We start from the raw sequence: 655 nt of genomic DNA on the forward strand, positions 1-655 counted from the left end.
ATTGGAAGACGGGATAAAAACCAATGGAAAATACCAACATGAGTTTGAGCGCATTTACGATTATTTGCGTAGAGACAAGGAGAAACCAGATACAAGTGACGTGCGAATATTAGGCGTCGTAGTAACAGGGACGGCTGACAGCCTGAAGGCGCTGCAGGAGCAAAAATATGTGAAAGCAGCCGTACTAGGGGCAATTGTCGATAAGTGACGTAATGACTATGTCATGAATAGCAATATTTATTATGCTAACGGGCAGTTTTGCTGAATAGATCTGCTGTGTAGTGGAGCATCTGGCCTCTCACGGTTGGTTGCGGACAAGAAAGATTAAAAATCGTAAGGTAAAGGAGAAATCCGGCAGATACGATTGCGATTAAAAACTACCCATGATGCACATGCGTCATGAGTAGTTTTTAATCATTTTCATACGTTCAGGAGGGGGCCGTGGTGAAATAGCGATGTCCTAATCACTTCGTAGGACAGACAGAGTTTTGTGTAAAAATGGACACCCCCCGGTAACGGCCATTCTTCGTATACATTTCCGAACCGACTTACTTGACCGGCCCCATCCAGGTTGAAATCGTCTTCTGCTGGTGCGGCAACGGCGGTTTCAACTTCCCGTTATCGATCAAATGCTTCAAAATATAAGCGACCAGCC

1 protein-coding gene is annotated in these 655 nt (G+C 45.0%); it reads left to right on the plus strand.

What is annotated here, in order from left to right; genetic code table 11:
- Positions 1-208, plus strand: a 208-nt coding sequence (locus tag HP552_RS00430; RefSeq protein WP_175393802.1) for an anti sigma factor C-terminal domain-containing protein, incomplete at its 5' end; no start/stop codon positions are given.
- Positions 209-655: the final 447 nt, after the last annotated feature.

It is taken from the genome of Paenibacillus xylanilyticus (genome assembly GCF_013359935.1).
GTDB classification, from domain to species: Bacteria; Bacillota; Bacilli; order Paenibacillales; family Paenibacillaceae; genus Paenibacillus; species Paenibacillus xylanilyticus.